The organism is Rhodospirillum sp. A1_3_36 (assembly GCF_047263945.1).
Lineage (GTDB): Bacteria > Pseudomonadota > Alphaproteobacteria > Rhodospirillales > Rhodospirillaceae > Rhodospirillum.
On the sequence record NZ_JBLAVB010000090.1, the window covers coordinates 1 to 1,261 of the forward strand.

Genomic DNA, 1,261 nt, shown 5'->3' on the forward strand with positions numbered 1-1,261 from the left:
CGGTAGGGTCAGCGACTGGGGTGAAGTCGTAACAAGGTAGCCGTAGGGGAACCTGCGGCTGGATCACCTCCTTTCAAGGATGATGTGTTAGTATTGGATTATTCCAATCTGGACATCTTCACTTGCACCATACCAAGTCCGATCAGGTCATCTGTCACAAATCCCGAGTGATCCGTCAGGATCACGACGACGATTTGTGCCAAGCATGCCAATCCTGATTAGGGCGCCCCCCTCCCATCTCTTTCGTTTCAGCGATTATGGTGACTGTTTCGATCAAACAGATTGAGCATCGAGTGGACCGGAAAACCGGTACCCACTTTTCCGCTCGATGCTCGAGGCGGTTACACGCGGTTTCCGGGCCTGTAGCTCAGTTGGTTAGAGCGCACGCCTGATAAGCGTGAGGTCGGTAGTTCAAATCTACCCAGGCCCACCATTTTCATGTGTTCACATGAAAATGGTGTTTGTTGATATCTCACGGCAGTCCGCTTCGCGGACGCCTCCGATGGGGCGCGCTTCGCGCGGCGCCCAGTCGGGCGCTTGGTGTGTGTCCCCTATTGTCCGGTTCATTGGATCATGGATATGGGGTTGTTTCGAGGCTGCTTTATGGAGCCGCGCGCAGCGCGGGGACTGGGCCATTGAGGCCCCGGGCCGCAAGGCCCGTAAGCCAAGCCGGAGGCGCCCGGCGTCTGAGGCACCTAAAAAAGGGGCCATAGCTCAGTTGGGAGAGCGCTAGCTTTGCAAGCTTGAGGTCGTCGGTTCGATCCCGTCTGGCTCCACCAGGTGCTTTGATGGGGATCCCACTTTACCGGATACTGCATCCCTCCTCCGAATGGGGGTCTGGGGCCTCAGGCCCCAGCGGGGAACGGGGCAGCGCCCCGTGTGTTTATAATCGCGACATGGAACGAAAAGAGTTCATCGGTTCCGGCATTCCTTAGGGGATGATCCGGCACGTTTCCTGCTGTTTGACATCGTTAAGAGGTTTTTTCGAACGTTCCGGATAGGAGCGGGGTCCTGTTAACTGAACCGGGGTAACTCGGTTTGGACGACATCGAGGGGACGCCGTGGTGATCATCTGGAACTTCTGGTCAGACTAAAAATTTCTTCGCATGCGTTGAGTTTTGCGTAGGTGGCTTTTCGGATTTCGGTCCGGGTTGTCCCCTGCGCGTGGTCTCTCAAGTATGAGAAGGGCATCTGGTGGATGCCTAGGCGTTAAGAGGCGATGAAAGACGTGGCACTCTGCGAAAAGCCACGGGGAGCCGAG

Annotated in this window: 2 tRNA genes and 2 rRNA genes; all 4 read left to right on the forward strand. The window is 56.3% G+C overall.

The window, feature by feature from the left end:
* Window positions 1-74, forward strand: a 16S ribosomal RNA gene (locus tag ACLIRY_RS27080); the annotation flags it as partial.
* A 282-nt stretch (window positions 75-356) separates the two neighbouring features.
* Window positions 357-433, forward strand: a tRNA-Ile gene (locus ACLIRY_RS27085).
* Window positions 434-703: 270 nt separating this feature from the next.
* Window positions 704-779 (forward strand) — tRNA-Ala (locus ACLIRY_RS27090).
* Window positions 780-1,170: 391 nt separating this feature from the next.
* Window positions 1,171-1,261 (forward strand): 23S ribosomal RNA (locus tag ACLIRY_RS27095); the annotation flags it as partial.